Below are 14,386 nucleotides of genomic sequence, written 5' to 3'. Positions count from 1 at the left end.
GAAGTGACGGGGAAGGGTGACGAGTTGTCCGACGGCATTCCTCTTCTGGGCGACCTCGCGGTCCGGGCGTACGAAATCGCCCTGGACCACGGGCGGTTCGTGGACGAGGAGATCGCCGCCGAACTCGGCGCCGAGCCCGGCGCGGTCACCCGGATCCGCAAGGCACTGCAGGAACTGCGGCTGCTGAGCCCGGAGTTGCCCGGCCGGCCCGTCGTCCCGCTGGACCCCGAGGTCGCGGAGGCCGAACTCGTCACCCCGCTGGAGGTCGCGGTCGCCCGGCGCCGCCGGGAGATCGCCCGGATCCAGCAGGAACTGCGCTCGCTGGCCGCCACCTACCGCACCCGCCGCGACGGCAGCGCCGACGAGGTGCCCATCACGGTCCTCGACGACTTCGAGGAGGTGCGCCGGGAGATCGACCGCGCCCGGTACGGCTGCTGCGAGGAGCGGATGAGCCTGCAGTCCGGCGGCGGCCGGCCCCCCGAACTCCTGGAGGCCGACCGGGAACACACCCTCGAACTGCTGCGCCGCGGTGTGCGGGTACGCATCCTGTACCAGCACACCGCCCGCACCAGCCTCGCCACCCGCACCTACGTGCAGGAGATCACCCGCCGCGGCGCCGAGGTCCGTACCGTCGAGGACCTCTCGGAGCGGCTCATCGTCTACGACCGCAAGGTCGCCTTCATCCCCAAGGAGCGGCCCGACAGCCGGCCGCCCGGCGCCGCCGTCGTCACCGAACCCACCCTGGTCGGCTATCTCTGCCGGTCCTTCGAGGCCGTGTGGCAGATCGGCCGGCCCTGGGAGGCCGACGGCCGGCCCGACGAGTACCACCAACTCGCGGAGGAGGTACGGATGTCCATCATCCGCCTCATGGCGCTGGGCCTGAAGGACGAGGTGATCGCCCGCCGGCTCGGCATGGCGACCCGCACCTGCCGCCGCCACATCTCCGCGATCATGGAGGAGATGGGCGCCGTGAGCCGTTTCCAGGCCGGGCTGATGATCGGTCGTCAGGGCATCGTCCCCGACGCCGAATTCGACGTCGACCTCACCGGACTGGCCGCTAAATGACGCCGTTGGCCGCTATGTGACAACCCGGGGACATGGCGTTCCCCCGCGGCCCGGTGTTCTCCTGGAAAGAGAAACGGCACCGGGGGACCGGTACCAGAGAACTGGGCCGGAACAGGCACGAGAAATCCATCCGGTGTCGACCCATAAAGGGAGTGGACCATGGATATCAGGCAGCTGGCGGCATTCCACAAAGTGGCCACGCTGCTGAGCTTCTCGAAGGCGGCCACCGAGCTGAAGTACGCACAATCCAGCGTCACCAGCCAGATCAAAGGGCTGGAGATGTCGCTCGGTGTGGACCTCTTCGACCGCCTCGGCGGCCGCATACAACTGACCGAGGCGGGCCAGCGGCTCCTGCCCTACGCCGAGCAGATGCTCGCCCTGGCCGGCGAGGCGCGCGGCGCCACCGTCGGCACCGGCGACCCCGCCGGCGTCCTCACGGTCGGCTCGATGGAGTCCATCACCTCCTATCGCATGCCGCCCCTGCTGGAGTTCTTCCACCACCGCTATCCGGCCCTGCACATCGTGCTGCGGCCCAGCCTGTGCGCCGAGACCTGTCACGCGCTGCGCCAGGGCATGTTCGACATGGGCTTCCTGATGGAGGCCGAGACGAGCCATCCCGGCGTGCAGACCGAGGTCCTCGGCTCCGAACCGCTCAGCGTCGTCGCCGCACCCGACCACCCGCTCACCCGGCTGCCCAAGGTGACCACGGAGGAGCTGCGCCGCACCCAGGTCATCTCCGCCGAGGCCGGCTGCGCCTACCGCGAGCTGTTCGAGGCCGAGTTGAACGACGGCACCGGAGAGGCGCTGCCCTTCCTGGAGTTCGGCACCAGCGAGTCCATCAAGCGCGGGGTGGCCGCAGGGCTCGGCATCAGCCTGCTGCCCACCGCCACCGTCCAGGACGCCCTGGACGCGGGCCTGCTCGTCACACTCGACTGGGAGATCCCCTTCGAGGTGTTCACCCAGCTCGCCTGGCGGCGCGGCAAGAACCTCACCCGCGAGATGCGGGTCTTCGTCGACCAGACGATCCGGTTCCTCGCCGAGGAGTACGGGCGATAGGGGCACGGGCGAGCGTGGAGCGGTCGGTGGGGGAGCGGCCGGCGGCGGCGCTGCCGCGGCGCTCATCTCCCCGCCACGGGGCCCAGATCGCGCAGGGTGCTGTGCAGCATCCGGATGTGGTCGTCGGCGGTGGCCAGGCCCAGACCCATCGTGTTCAGGCACAGGTGGGTCGCCCCCAGGTCGCGCCAACCCGCCACGAAGTCCGGCCACTTGGGCTCCGGCACCTCCGAGAGGACCAGCCGGGCCTCGACGCCGAGCTCGGCCGGATCGCGCCCGGCGCCCAGCGCGTAGGAACGCACCCGGCCCACCATCGCGCGGGCCGTCTCGTCGGGCGGGCGCTCCGGCAGCCAGCCGTCGCCCAGTTCACCGGCCCGGCGCAGCACCGGCTCCGCGCTGCCGCCGAACCACACCGGGATCGTGCCGCGCACCGGCCTGGGCAGGATGCCCGCGTCGTCCACCCGGTGCCAGCGGCCGTCGAAGCTCACGGTGGGCCGCGCCCACAACGCCCGCAGCAGCTCGACCTGTTCGGCGCAGCGGGCGCCCCGGTCGGCGAACGACATGCCGAGGGCGTCGTACTCCACCCGGTTCCAGCCGATGCCCACGCCCAGGCGCAGCCGGCCGTCGCTGAGCACGTCCACCTCGGCGGCCTGCTTGGCCACCAGGGCGGTCTGCCGCTGCGGCAGCACCAGGACGCCGGTGGCGAGTTCCAGGGTGCGGGTGGCCGCCGCGAGGAAGCCGAACAGCACGAAGACCTCGTGGAAGAGGTCCTCGCTGCTGAAGCCGTACCAGCCGGGCCGGGTGCCGGTGCCGGCGCCCAGCACGTGGTCGAAGGCGACCACATGCCGGAAGCCGAGATCCTCCACGGCCTGGGCCCAGTCCCGGACGGCTCCCGGATCCGGGCCGATCTCCAGGTGCGGGAAGACCACACCGACGCGCATGCACCTGCGGTTGTCCATCACCGGGGCGTCACCCGTTTCCGGCCAGACCCCATCCGTCGTCCTCTTCGGACGTCGTAGTCCCGCCCCGCCTGTAGGTCACGTTCGCCATGGGAACCTCCTCGTCGGTCGTCGCGGTCGTCGCCTCACCCTTCCCACCGGGAGCGGCTCCCGAGCGGCGCGGGGCGGGGTGATCGGGCATTCCGTCAGACGCGGGACGGCACTGCGTCAAGTAGTCGCCCCCTCCCGCAACTGACGTAGTACCGGGTCAGAGCTTCCAGAGTCCGGCGGGCCCCGCCATCGGGCCGCGCCGCAGGTCACCGGCCTGGTTAGCGTCGATCGCGACGCGCCCGCCGGGCGTGGCCCACCGTCCGTACGACCATCCCGTGTCACCCCCGGAGTCGCCCATGAGTTCCGCGGAAGACCGTCTCGACGTGATCGAGACCTGCACCAGGATGCTGTGGTCCGTCGACCTGCGGCAGTGGGAGGCGCTCCCCGCGCTGCTCGCCGAGAAGGTGGCGCTCGACTACACCAGCCTCTTCGGCGGCGAACCGGCCGTGCGCACCCGCACGCAGATCATCGCCGACTGGACGGCGGGTCTCGGCCACCTCAGGGCCACCCAGCACATGATCGGCAACCAGGTCGCCGAGGTGAACGGCGACGCGGCGGTGGTCACCGCGCACTTCCAGGCGACCCATCTGCTGCCCAATCCGCAGGGCGGTGCGACCTGGACGCTCGGCGGCCGCTACCGCTTCGACCTGACCCGCACCCCGGCCGGCTGGCGTATCGCCGGCGTGGTGATGACGGCCCTGTGGGCGGACGGCAACCAGCAGATCATGACCCCGCCGGACGGGCCGCCCGCCCCCGTTGACCAGCTCGACCAGCACGCCCAGAAGGAGACGTCATGAGCGAGCTCACCGAACAGACCCGGGACGTCGCCAAGCAGTGGTTCTCCGCTCTCACCGGCGGCGACTTCCCCACCGCGCTCGGCCTCCTCGCCGACGACGTGGAGTGGATCAACTACCGCGTGGTGCCCGGCTACAACGACGACATGAAGTGGATCGGCACCTTCCACACCCGCGACGACGTCGCCGCCAGCGTCGGTGTCTTCGCCGGCCAGTGCGACGTGACCTTCGAGGAGCTCCTCGACCTCGTGGTGGACGGCGACAAGGCCGCCGGGGTCATCCACGAGGTGTCGAAGGTCAAGGCGACCGGCCAGGACTTCGAGATCATCTTCACCCACTGGCTGACCGTCCGCGACGGGAAGATCGTCCGCTGGGAGTCGCACACCGACCCCTCGACGATCATCCGCGCCATCCGCGGCGACGCCCCCGAGAGCGGGGGCTCATGAGCGCCGAACTGATCGCCGCCGTACGGGATCGCCGTACCGACGACGTACGCCGGCTCATCGAGGCAGGCGCCGACCCCTCCACCCGCGACAGCGCCTCCGGACTCACGGTCCTGATGATCGCCGCGGGCCAGGCCGACCCGACCACCACCGGCGTCCTGATCGACGCCGGGGCCGACGTGCACACCGCCGACACCCGGGCCGGAGCCACCGCCCTGCACAAGGCCTGCCAGGGCGGCGACCTCAAGGTGGCCCAACTCCTGGTCGAGGCAGGGGCGTTCGTGGACGCCGTCGCGCCGACCACCGGGCACACCGCGCTGATGGACGCCCTCTGGTACAAGTACCCCGACCTCGTCGAGTACCTGCTGGAGCAGGGCGCCGGGCTCAAGGTCCAGACGCACTACGGCTTCTCCCTGGAGCAGCACTTCGCGTACGAGCTGAACGTCAACACCTTCGGCAAGGACAAGCTCCTGCGCGCCGAGCAGCTGCTCAAGGAGCGCCAGGAGCACGACGCCTCGGCCGTCGAGGCACAGCCCCTGATGGCCGCCGTCGCCGCCGGCGACACCGAGGCGGTGCGTCAACTCCTCGCCGCCGGCGCCGAGGTGGACGCCCGCGCCCCCATGCTCAACGGCTTCAACGACGCCCACACCCCGCTGCTCGTCGCCTCCCGCGACGGCCACGACGAGATCGTCCGGCTGCTGCTGGCCGCGGGCGCCGACATCAACGCCGTCGAGCCCTGCTTCGGCGCGGTACCGCTGCACAAGGCCGTCTACAACGGCCACGCCGGCATCACCGCCGACCTGGTCGCCCGGCCCGGCATCGACCTCGGCTTCCAGGGCGCCACCAACGGCTACAGCCCGCTGCACGACGCCCTGTGGCACGGCTACGCCGACTGCGTGACCGTGCTCCTGGACGCGGGCGCCCCGATCGACCTGGTCGGGCACGACGGCAAGACCCCCTTCGACCTGGCCGTCGAGGTCTTCGGCCGGGACGACGCCCTCACCGTGCGGATCGCGGCGCTCGCCGCGGCCTGACCAACTCCCTTAAGGAACCGCCATGTTGTTCTACGTCCAGATGCGCTGGAAGCACGAGGGACGGATCACCCTGGACGAGCTGTGGGAGGTCGAGCGCGAAGAGGCCGAACACGCCCAGGAGACCCTCGACTCCGGGTTCGCCGTCGGCCTGTGGAAGGTCGCCGCCAAGAAGATGGTGATCGGGATCATCGACGCCCCGAACGCCGAGGAACTCGACCGGACCGCGCTGGGCCGGCTGCCGATGCGCGAGTACCTGGAGTTCGAGGAGGTCTGGCCGCTGCGCGACTACCTCGGCTTCGCCGAAGACGTCAAGAAGGCCTACAAGGTCTGACCCTCGCGACCCTCAGGAGGCCGCCATGATCCACCAGTTGATCTTCGCGCACCCCAAACCCGGCATGACCGAGCAGGAGTTCCAGGACTACTGGGTCAACGTCCACGCCGTGCAGTACGCGAGCAAGATCCCGCAGATCAAGAGGTACCTCGTCGACACCCGCGTCCCCTTCGGCCCCGAGCCGGAGGACCCGCTGTGGAGCGGCATAGCGGAGATCTGGCTGGAGAACGACGAGGACCAGCTCGCCTCCCTCCAGACCCCGGAGTTCCTCCAGGGCGCCCGCCTCGACGAGCCCAAGTGGGCCGCGTTCTGGCGGACCGTCGTCCTCGACACCGACGCCCACGTGCTGCGCTCCGGCGAGCACCCGGCACCCGAGGAGGGCGTCAAGCTCGTCCTCCTGGTCAAGCGCACCGAGGGCACCACCGTGGAGGAGTTCCGCGCCGCCAGCCTCGGCGACCACGCCGAACTCGTGCTGCGGGTACCCGGGTTGCGCCGCTACCTCCAGTGCTTCGCCCGGGACGGCGCCTACGCGATCGGCGAGGCCCTCCTGGACGCCGCCTACCTGCTCTCCTTCGACAGCCCGGCCGCGCTGGAGGCGGCCGTCGCCTCGCCGGAGTACGCGAAGGCGAGCGAGAACCTCGTCACCTTCGTCCAGCCGCGCTATCTGCACCAGATGGCGGTCAAGGAGAACTGGATCATCGGCTCCGAATCCGACTGAACGACCCGCGTCCCACGGTTCGCCGGTCGGCGGCGGTTGAATCGCCGCCGACCGGCAGTGACACAGCACCACTTCGAAAGGCACGGACAGTGACCGATTCCCCCACCATGCACGCCGCCGTCATCGACGCCTACGGGCCGCCCGAGGTACTCCGCGTCGCGCGGGTGCCGCGGCCCGAGCCGGGCGACGGCGAGGTGCTCGTCCGGGTCCGTGCCGCGGGCGTCAACGCCATCGACTGGCTCAGCCGGGCCGGTCACGCCGTCCGCGTCGCGCGCTTCCCCGCCGTCCTCGGCTGGGACATCGCCGGCACGGTCGTCGAGACAGGGCCCGGGACCGGCCGGTTCGCCGTCGGCGACCGGGTGTTCGGCACGGTCGGCTTCCCGCGCCTGGCCGGCGGCTACGCCGAGTACGTGGCCGCCGCGGCCGACGACCTGGCCGAGATCCCCGACGGCCTCGACGACCGCACCGCGGCCGGCGCGGCCATGCCCGCCCTGACCGCCTGGGAATCGGTGCACCTGCACGCCGACATCACCGAGGGCCGACGCGTCCTGGTGCACGGCGGCGCCGGCGGGGTCGGCCACGTCGCCGTTCAACTGGCGGCGCTGGCGGGCGCCGAGGTCAGCGCCACCGCCTCGGCGCACAACCACGACTTCGTCACCTCACTCGGCGCCAGCCACGTCGTCGACTACACCAAGGAGCGGGTCGAGGACCTGGTCAAGGACGTCGACGTGGTCATCGACACGCGCGGCGGCCCCGACTTCGAGCAACTCCTGGCCACACTGCGGCCCGGCGGCCTCATCGTCACCCTCAAGGGCGAACGCCCCGACCACACCCCGCTCCTGCGCAGACACGGCGTCCGCGCCGCCTACACCTATGTCGCCCCCGACGGCACCGCCCTGGACCGGGTCGCCCCGCTGCTCGCCGAGGGGCGGCTGCGGATCGGCATCCAGCAGGCGCTGCCCCTCGACGGCGCGGCCGAGGCGCACCGCATCGGCGAGACGGGCCACGTACGCGGCCGGATCGTCCTCGACGTCGGCTGACTCCCGCACCCGGGGCGCCCCGCGCGCCCCGGGCCCCGCGGGAGGTGCCGGCAGTTCCGCCAACCCCGAAGCGAGACCCGAAGCGAGATCGGAGATCGTGATGAGCACCGACACCGAGAGCGCGACCGCGCCCTCGACGCAGTACCCGCAGGGCAACGTCATCCACCACCCGGCGGGCTCCGGCCCGACCATCTGGTTCGGCGACGCCATCTACACCTTCAAGGCGACCGCCGAGAACACCAACGGCGTGCTGACCCTCGCCGAGGCCTCCGTGCCCCCCGGCAGCGGCCCGCCCCCGCACATCCACCCGCACGCCGACGAGGGCTTCATCATCCTCGGCGGCGAGATCGAGTTCCTCAACGGCACCACCACGTTCATCGCCGAGGAGGGCTCCTTCGTCTACGTCCCGCGCGGCACCCGGCACCGGTTCCGCAACGTAGGCCTGCACGTGGCCCGGCTGATCTTCTTCTTCACCACCGCCGGCATGGAGGGCTTCTTCAACGAGCTCGGCGTCCCCGCGCGCAAGGGCGAGGCCCCGGCCCCGTTCAGCGACGCGGACCGGCGGCGGATCGTCGAGGTCGCGCCCAAGTACAACCTCAAGCTCGCACCGTGACCGCGCTGGGAGGCGTGACGACATGAGCACCGTGGAGACCATCCGGTTCCATCTGCGCGAGGGCGTCGAGGACGCCGACTTCCAGGTCCTCAACCGCACGGTCGAGGACGAGTACATGGCCAAGCGCCCGGGCTTCGTGTCCCGGACGACCGCGCGCTCCGCGGACGGCGAGTACCTCGTCACCGTGCACTGGGAGACCGTCGAGGCGGCCGAGGCCACCATCGGCCAGTTCTTCGGCGCCCCCGAGACCCAGGGCTTCCTCGGCGCCGTCGACGTCTCGACGGTGCAGTCGGGCCGCTACGAGCTCGTACCCCACTGACCCACACGCCCTGCGGCGGACGCGAGGAGGTGCGGTGGGCCCATGGCATCACCGACGACATCGGACACACCGACGGCCGCCGTGCGCGCGCTTCGGGCCACGCTGCGGGGCCGCGTCCTGGCCCCCGGCGACCGCGGCTTCGAGGAGGCGTACACGGTCTGGAACGGCGCCGTCCGGGCACGCCCCGCCGTCGTGGCGCGGTGCGCCGACGAGCAGGACGTGGTGCGCGCGATCGAGATCGCGCGCCGGCACGGCCTGCGCCCGTCGGTACGGGCCGGCGGACACGACTGGGCCGGCCGGGCCCTGCGCGACGGCGGCCTGCTCATCGACCTGAGCGCGATGCGCTCGGTCGAGGTCGACCTCGCCGCCCGCACCGCGTGGATCGGGGGCGGCACCAAGGCAGGCGACTTCATCGAGCGGACCCGTGCCTTCGGGCTCGCCCCGGTCACCGGCACGGTCAAGGCGGTCGGCATGGCGGGGCTCACCCTGGGCGGCGGCTACGGCCTGCTCGCCGGGGAGCACGGGCTCGCCCTCGACAGCCTCGTCGAGGCACGGGTCGTGCTCGCCGACGGCCGCGCCGTCACGGCGAGCGGCGAGGAACTGAGCGATCTCTTCTGGGCGTTGCGCGGTGGCGGCGGCAACTTCGGTGTCGTCACCGCGCTGCGCTACCGGCTGCACCCCGTCAGCACGGTCTTCGCGGGCCTGCTGCTGTATCCGCTGGACCAGGCGTCCGCCGTACTGGCCCGCTACCGCGAGCTGGTCGCCGACGCCCCGGACGCGCTGACCGTGATGGCCGGGTTCTTCTGCGGTCCCGAAGGCCGGCCGCTGCTGTTCCTGCTGCCGGTGTGCTGCGGCTCGCCGGAGCTGGGCCGCACGGTCATGGACCTGTTCGACGGCATCGGGAAACCGGTCGTCGGCCAGGTGCTGCCCACCGAGTACGCGAGCGTGCTGTCCACCTTCGACCAGGTCGTCGTCGACGGCCGGCACAACGAGGTGGGCACCCGCTGGCTCGAAGGCCCCAGCGAGGAGACGAGCGAGCTGCTGATCGACGCGGCGGCCCGGATCACCTCGCCGTACTCCGGGATCTTCGTGCACCAGTTCCACGGCGCCGCGAGCAAGGTGCCCGTGGCGGACACCGCCTTCGCCCTGCGCCGGGACCACCTGCTCGTGGAGGTCGCGGCGACCTGGGAGCCCTCGGACCGGCCGGGGGATACGGGGGAGAAGCACCGGGCCTGGGCGCGCGAACTGGAGCAGCAGCTCGACCCGTACGCGCTGCCCGGCGGCTACCCCAACCTGCTCGGCCCGCACGAACACCGGCGCACCCTGGACGGCTTCGGCCCGCACGTCGGCCGACTGCTCGACATCAAGGAGCGCTACGACCCGGACCACGTCTTCAGCGCGGTCGCCGCGCTGGAACCGACCGCCCTCAACCCAGGAGAAGGATCACCGTGACCGAAGAGTCGAGCGTCCCCGAGGGGACGCGGACGGTACGGGACGCGACGCTGGACGTACTGCGCGAGCTGGGCCTGACCACTGTGTTCAGCAACCCGAGCCACACCGAGATGAAGCTGTTCGAGTACTGGCCCGAGGACGAGTTCCGCTTCGTCATGGGCCTTCAGGAAGCCTCCGTGGTCGGCATGGCCGACGGCTACGCGCAGGGCACCGGCGAACCCGCGCTCGTGCTCATCAACGGCGGCCCCGGCGTCGGCAACGCCATGGGCAGCATCTACACGGCCGCGTCGGCGAACACGCCGCTGGTCATACTCGGCGGGCAGCAGGCCCGCAAGATGCTCCTCGGCGACCCCTTCCTGGTCGCCAAGGACGCCACCCAGCTGCCCAAGCCGTACATCAAGTGGGCCGGCGAGCCCGGCCGCCCGCAGGACGTTCCCGCGCTGATCGCGCAGGCCTACCAGATCGCCAAACAGGCCCCGCAGGGACCGGTGTTCGTGGCCGTGCCCGAGGACGACTGGGTACGCCCGGCCGACCCGGAGCCGGTGCGTATCGCGCAGGTCAACAGCGCGGTCGTACCGGACCCCGCGGCCCTCGCGGAGATCGCCGCGGCGCTCGACGGCGCGGAGCGGCCCGGCATCGTGGCCGGCGGCCCGGTGGACGCGCAGGGCGCCCGCCCCGAACTGATCGCGCTGGCCGAGAAGTTGAACGCCCGCGTGTGGGGCGCCCCGGTGTGGAACCGCGGCGCGTTCCCGGAGGACCACCCCCTGTTCGCGGGTGTGCTGCCGCCCATCCCGGAACTGATCAACGAACGGCTGTCCGCCCAGCACGACGTGGTCGTGGTCCTCGGCGGCCCGGCGTTCACCCTGTTCACGGCGTGGGACCTGTTCTCGACCGCGCCCGCGGACCTGGACAAGACCCCGCGTCCGACGCTCACTTCGGACGTACGCTTCCTGCACGTCACCGACAACCCGCAGGCGGCCGCCGCGACCCTGGCCAACACCAGCTACGTCGCCCCGCCCGGGGCCGTCGTCAAGGCCCTGGTCCCGCTGGTCGAGCAGCGCGAGCGCGTCGAACTGACGCCGGTGCGCGAGCCGGTGCCGGTGCCGGAGCCCTCGACACCGCTCAGCCAGGCGTACCTGTTCCACGTCCTGTCCCAGGAACTCCCCTCCGACGCGGCGCTGTTCGAGGAACTGCCCATCGCCCGCGCCGACTTCCACGAGCAGATCCCGCTCGGCGCCGACAACGGCTACTTCGCCACGGCCAGCGGCGCCCTCGGCTTCCCGTTCGCGGGCGCGGTCGGCTTCGCGCTGGCCCAGCCCGACCGGCGGACCGTCGTCGTGGTCGGCGAGGGCTCCGCGCAGTACACCCTGCACGCCCTGTGGACCGCGGCCCAGCACCAGTTGCCGGTCACCTTCGTGATCCCCGACAACGCCGGGTACCTGTCCCTGAAGTACTACCTCCAGGACCAGAAGTCCTGGCAGAAGGGCTATGACCTCAGCGGCGTCGACATGGCCCAGCTGGCCCGTGGCTTCGGTGTCCGCGGCGAGCGGGTCGAGAGCCCGGAGGGGCTGCGCGAGGCCCTCCACGACGCGCTGACGGCCGAAGGACCGGTCCTGCTGGACGTCGTGGTCGCCGACCCGGGCCTGTTCCGCCTCTGAGCCGGGCCCGCACTTCTGGTACGTGGACGCCTCCCGCCTGAGCGGGAGGCGTCCTGCCGTAGGAGCCGCCCCTCCCACGCACCGGGATGTGTCCGCGAAGTCCCTTCCCCAGAGGGGGTACCCCCAGCCGCGCGACGCCCGGCACGCTCCCACCGGACGCCGCGCGACCCGCCCCCTCCGGGCGGACGACGGGAGTTCGCGGACACGACCCAGCCCACCCCGCTCCGCCGTGGAGGGACACCTCGTCATGCCCGCAACCCCGCCGCCGGACGCCTCACCGCGTCCGCGCCGGCCCGCACCCGGCACCGTCGCCGACGGCACCGACCGATGTCCCGGCAGTCTGCGCTGGGCCGCGGCGGTGGCCAACGCGGACTGGCACATCACCGCGCCCCTGCTGGTGGCGCTCACCGCCGCACTGGGCACCGGGATCGACACGGTGACCACGGCCGTCGGCGCGTACTCCCTGGGCCACGGGCTCGCGCTGCCGTTCTGGGGCCGGGCCGCCGACCGGTACGGCCCCGCCCGGACCCTGCGCACCGGCCTCGCCCTGGCGGCGCTCGCGTCGGCCGGCGGCGCGCTGTGCCGCACGGGCACCGAATGGCTGGTGCTGCGCACCGCCGCCGGCGCGGCCTTCGCCGCGGTGACCCCGGCCGTCGCCCTGTACTGCCACGAGGCCGGCGGCCCCGCCGAATCCAGACAGCGCCGCTTCGCCGACGTCATGGCCCTGTCCGCCGGCAGCGCCGTCGCGGCTCCCCTCTACGCCGACGCCACCGAGGCCCTGGCTTCCTGGCGCCTGGTCTTCCTCACGATCGCGGTCCTGTGCGCCGCGGTGGCCCTGTCCACCAGGAACCTCCCCCAACTGCCCTTTCCGGCAGGCCGCTTCGACGCCCGGGACGGCCTGAGCGAGTCAGCGGGCCTGGACGGCCGGGACGGCCTGCACGGCCTGCGAGAGCCAGGGGGGCCGCATGGCCGAAGCAGACGGCTCGGCCGGGACGGCCGGCGTGACAGGACCGGCCGGCACACCCGGGCCACCTCGCCCGTCGGGACGATCCCGCCCGCCCGGGCCGCGCCGGTGTCAGGCGCCCGGCAGGGCACTCGCGCCCGACCGCGAGAGGATCCCGGGCAGCCCCTCCCCGTCCGCTTCCCGAAGGGTCCGCGCGGCCCCGACTCTCCGGTGCCGACCGCGACTTCCGGCCCGTTCACCGGCACACCCGGCGCTCCCCCCGAGGCCCCGCCCAGCGCCCGGCCGGCTCACTCTCGCGCCCCCCTCACCCTCTTCCTGATCCTGCTCGTCGGCGCAGCCGAAGGCGCCGTACTGCTCACCCTGCCCTCCCTGCTGGCGCCCGCCCTCGCGGTCCGCGGGTCCGGGGCGGCAGGAGGCACCGCGGTCGCCGTGGCCTACGGGGCCAGCGTGCTCGGCGGCAGCGTGCTGCTGCGCCGGGCCGCCGGCCGTCGTACGCCCGTCGTGCTGGTCACCACGGGCGGGGTGCTCGGTGTCGCCGCCGCTCTCGCCGCCGCCGCGCGGACCACCCCCGTCGTGCTCACCGGCAGTGCGGTGCTCCTCGGGCTGTCCTGGACGCTGCTGCACACCACCTTGCAGACCTGGCTGCCCCGGCTGCTGCCGTCCGGCCGACGGGCCACCGCCGCCTCGCTGTTCGCCACCTCAGGGGTACTCGCGGGCGGCCTGGGCGTGGCCCTGGCGGCGCCCCGGCTGCGCGAGGGGCGCGCGCCCGACGTCTTCCTCCTCGCGGCCGTCCTGTGCGCCCTGATGACGTGCGCGCTCGCGGTGTGCGCCCGGCGCTGGACAACCAGCCGCGTGGTACGGCGAGTTGCCGTAGTGCGGTCTGCCACTTCGACCTGTGTGGCACCCGCACCCCTCCCGCCTGGTAGGGATCAAACCCATAAAACTAGACAGGAGTTCGGCAGTTCGCTTGTCCGAATTGAACGCCGAACGAGAGGAACCCCCATGAGCAGGCGCATCCTTGTCGTCCTGTCCGAGTACGGCTACTGGGGCGAGGAACTCATCGGCCCCCTGGAGACCTTCGACAAGGCCGGCTACCACCTCACCTTCGCCACCCCGACCGGCAAGCGGCCGGTGGCCCTGCCGCCGAGCTACGACCCCGACTTCGTCGACCCGCCGCTCGGCCGCTCCGTCACCACCCCGGAGATGGCGGCCAAGGTCAAGGCCGTCGAGGCCTCCGACCGCCTCGACAACCCGCTCGACCTGTCGTCCTGGCTCCCCGAGCGCCCCTACCGCTCCAAGCCGTACTTCCTGCGCGAGTACGAGTCGTACAACACCCGCCTGGAGAAGGTCCAGGAGCAGGTCGCCGACCGCTACGACGCGCTGCTCGTCGTCGGCGGCAGCGGCCCGATCGTCGACCTCGCCAACAACTGGCGGGTGCACGACCTGATCCTCGCCTTCTACTACCTGGACCGCCCGATCGCCGCCGAGTGCTACGGCGTCACCTGCCTCGCCTTCGCCCGTGACCAGCGCGACCGCGAGAGCATCATCCGCGGCAAGCACGTCACCGGCCACTGCATCGAGTACGACTGGCAGGACGGCACCGGATTCGTCGGCACCGACTTCAACATGGGCCCGCCGCCGTACCCGCTGGAGTACATCCTGCGCGACGCCACCGCACCCGGCGGCGCCTACCACGGCAACTTCGGCCGGACCACCTCCGTCATCGTCGACTACCCCTTCATCACCGGGCGTTCGACCCCCGACTCCTACCTCACCGGCCAGAAGACCGTCGAGGTCCTCGACCAGGGCCTGCGCCAGTGGGGCTTCAAGGCCTCCGCGTAACCGCCCACCCC

The 14,386-nt window shown here is 72.2% G+C and carries 14 protein-coding genes and 1 pseudogene; 14 read left to right on the top strand and 1 reads right to left on the bottom strand.

The window, feature by feature from the left end; translation table 11 throughout:
- Nucleotides 1–3: 3 nt before the first annotated feature.
- Both ACWD5F_RS21910 and ACWD5F_RS21905 read left to right on the top strand, forming a co-directional pair.
- Nucleotides 4–1,065 carry a LuxR C-terminal-related transcriptional regulator gene (locus tag ACWD5F_RS21910; RefSeq protein ID WP_401727634.1) on the top strand — a complete coding sequence of 354 codons (1,062 nt, stop codon included), beginning with the start codon at nt 4–6 and terminating at the stop codon, nt 1,063–1,065.
- 159 nt (nt 1,066–1,224) lie between these two features.
- A complete protein-coding gene (locus ACWD5F_RS21905) occupies nt 1,225–2,121 on the top strand; it encodes a LysR family transcriptional regulator (protein ID WP_401727635.1) in 897 nt (298 codons plus the stop codon).
- Between the two features lie 62 nt (nt 2,122–2,183).
- Here ACWD5F_RS21905 and ACWD5F_RS21900 read toward each other — a convergent pair whose 3' ends face one another.
- The gene (locus tag ACWD5F_RS21900; RefSeq protein ID WP_401727636.1) at nt 2,184–3,059 is read right to left on the bottom strand and encodes an LLM class F420-dependent oxidoreductase; all 876 of its coding nucleotides are present in this window, start codon (nt 3,057–3,059) and stop codon (nt 2,184–2,186) included.
- A 404-nt stretch (nt 3,060–3,463) separates the two neighbouring features.
- On the opposite strand from ACWD5F_RS21900, the gene ACWD5F_RS21895 reads away from it, so the two are divergent.
- From ACWD5F_RS21895 to ACWD5F_RS21840, 12 genes and pseudogenes are all read left to right on the top strand, one after another.
- Nucleotides 3,464–3,964 (top strand): nuclear transport factor 2 family protein, encoded by a 501-nt coding sequence (locus ACWD5F_RS21895; protein WP_451256457.1) that lies wholly within the window; start codon nt 3,464–3,466, stop codon nt 3,962–3,964.
- A complete protein-coding gene (locus tag ACWD5F_RS21890) occupies nt 3,961–4,407 on the top strand; it encodes a nuclear transport factor 2 family protein (protein ID WP_124002649.1) in 447 nt (148 codons plus the stop codon). Before ACWD5F_RS21895 ends, ACWD5F_RS21890 begins: the two co-directional genes overlap by 4 nt.
- Nucleotides 4,404–5,438: an ankyrin repeat domain-containing protein gene (locus ACWD5F_RS21885; RefSeq protein WP_451256455.1), complete on the top strand. Its 1,035-nt coding sequence runs from the start codon at nt 4,404–4,406 to the stop codon at nt 5,436–5,438. Before ACWD5F_RS21890 ends, ACWD5F_RS21885 begins: the two co-directional genes overlap by 4 nt.
- A 22-nt stretch (nt 5,439–5,460) precedes the next feature.
- The gene (locus ACWD5F_RS21880; RefSeq protein ID WP_124002651.1) at nt 5,461–5,769 is read left to right on the top strand and encodes a muconolactone Delta-isomerase family protein; all 309 of its coding nucleotides are present in this window, start codon (nt 5,461–5,463) and stop codon (nt 5,767–5,769) included.
- Nucleotides 5,770–5,794: 25 nt separating this feature from the next.
- Nucleotides 5,795–6,487 carry an EthD domain-containing protein gene (locus ACWD5F_RS21875; protein WP_401727640.1) on the top strand — a complete coding sequence of 231 codons (693 nt, stop codon included), beginning with the start codon at nt 5,795–5,797 and terminating at the stop codon, nt 6,485–6,487.
- A gap of 89 nt (nt 6,488–6,576) precedes the next feature.
- Nucleotides 6,577–7,527, top strand: coding sequence for an NADP-dependent oxidoreductase (locus tag ACWD5F_RS21870; RefSeq protein WP_451256452.1), 951 nt, complete (start codon nt 6,577–6,579; stop codon nt 7,525–7,527).
- A gap of 100 nt (nt 7,528–7,627) precedes the next feature.
- Nucleotides 7,628–8,140 (top strand): cupin domain-containing protein, encoded by a 513-nt coding sequence (locus ACWD5F_RS21865; protein ID WP_451256450.1) that lies wholly within the window; start codon nt 7,628–7,630, stop codon nt 8,138–8,140.
- A gap of 22 nt (nt 8,141–8,162) precedes the next feature.
- The gene (locus tag ACWD5F_RS21860; RefSeq protein ID WP_401727643.1) at nt 8,163–8,459 is read left to right on the top strand and encodes an antibiotic biosynthesis monooxygenase family protein; all 297 of its coding nucleotides are present in this window, start codon (nt 8,163–8,165) and stop codon (nt 8,457–8,459) included.
- A gap of 42 nt (nt 8,460–8,501) precedes the next feature.
- On the top strand, nt 8,502–9,911 hold the full coding sequence (locus tag ACWD5F_RS21855; protein WP_451256448.1) for an FAD-binding oxidoreductase: 1,410 nt from the start codon (nt 8,502–8,504) through the stop codon (nt 9,909–9,911).
- Entirely contained in the window at nt 9,908–11,569 is a 1,662-nt protein-coding gene (gene mdlC, locus ACWD5F_RS21850) for a benzoylformate decarboxylase (protein WP_451256446.1), read from the top strand. The genes ACWD5F_RS21855 and mdlC overlap by 4 nt, the downstream gene beginning before the upstream one ends.
- A gap of 247 nt (nt 11,570–11,816) precedes the next feature.
- Nucleotides 11,817–13,247, top strand: a pseudogene (locus ACWD5F_RS21845) (MFS transporter); the annotation flags it as partial.
- Nucleotides 13,248–13,535: 288 nt separating this feature from the next.
- Nucleotides 13,536–14,375, top strand: coding sequence for a type 1 glutamine amidotransferase domain-containing protein (locus ACWD5F_RS21840; RefSeq protein WP_451256771.1), 840 nt, complete (start codon nt 13,536–13,538; stop codon nt 14,373–14,375).
- The last annotated feature ends 11 nt before the right edge of the window (nt 14,376–14,386 follow it).

The sequence above is a fragment of the Streptomyces sp. NPDC002499 genome, from assembly GCF_053595415.1.
Note: the sequence above shows the minus strand (reverse complement) of the source record. Positions and strands in the feature narration are given on the sequence as shown.